1 protein-coding gene is annotated in these 1,033 nt (G+C 50.1%); it reads left to right on the plus strand.

Annotated elements, in window-relative coordinates:
* Window positions 1-230: 230 nt before the first annotated feature.
* On the plus strand, window positions 231-1,033 hold an 803-nt coding region (locus tag HMPREF2608_RS05735), incomplete at its 3' end, for a hypothetical protein (protein ID WP_210402770.1).

Here is a 1,033-nt window from a genome sequence, read left to right on the forward strand (position 1 = left end):
ATGCGGTTACCTTGTTGGCAGAACAAGTATTTGCCCCTCAGGCATTGGGTGGTAACAGTGTAGCAACACCATTTTGGGCGTTTAATCCTAATTGGCTGTGGGCTGCAGCCGGAGTGGCTGCAGTAGGTGGCATTATTGCAGCTGCAAGTGGTGGAAAGGGATCTAGTAATCCTGACACCACTGCACCGGCTAAACCAGCTGTGACAGCGAAAGACAATGGCTCAGTGGAAGTGACTCCTCCGGCAGATGCGGATACCAAGTCTGTAGAAGTGAGCTACACCGATGAAGCGGGCACACCGAAAACCGCCACCTTAACCAAAGGTGAAGATGGCAACTGGACTTCAAGCAACCCGGATGTTGCGGTAGACCCGGCAACCGGCAAAGCAACGATTCCGGCGGATAAAGTACAAGATGGTTCGCCAGTGAAAGCGAAAGCAACGGACACTGCGGGTAACGCAGGTGAAGAAGGTACAGTGAATGCGGGCAACAACCCAGCAACACCAGATACGACAGCACCAAGCGCACCGGAAGTGACTCCATCAAGTACTGATGGCTCAGTGAAAGTGAAAGTGCCAAGTGATGCAGAAGCAGGTGATACTGTAGAAGTAACAGTAACCCCTGAAGGCTCTGACACCCCTGAAAAAGTGACTTTAACTAAACAGCCAGACGGCAGCTGGACTTCAGACAAACCTGAAACAGTACCAAGCGTTGAAGCAGGTAAAGACAGCACCACTATCCCTGAAGATAAAGTGAAAGATGGTTCTGAAGTTTCTGCGAAAGCGAAAGACCCGGCAGGTAACGAAAGTGCTGAATCTAAAGGTAATGCAGGTAATAATGCAGACCACACAGCACCAAGCGCACCGGAAGTGACTCCATCAAGTACTGATGGCTCAGTGAAAGTGAAAGTGCCAAGTGATGCAGAAGCAGGTGATACTGTAGAAGTAACAGTAACCCCTGAAGGCTCTGACACCCCTGAAAAAGTGACTTTAACTAAACAGCCAGACGGCAGCTGGACTTCAGACAAACCTGAAAC

Origin of the sequence: Neisseria sp. HMSC064D07, from assembly GCF_001837185.1 — a bacterium.
In the GTDB taxonomy this organism is placed as follows: Bacteria; Pseudomonadota; Gammaproteobacteria; order Burkholderiales; family Neisseriaceae; genus Neisseria; species Neisseria flavescens_C.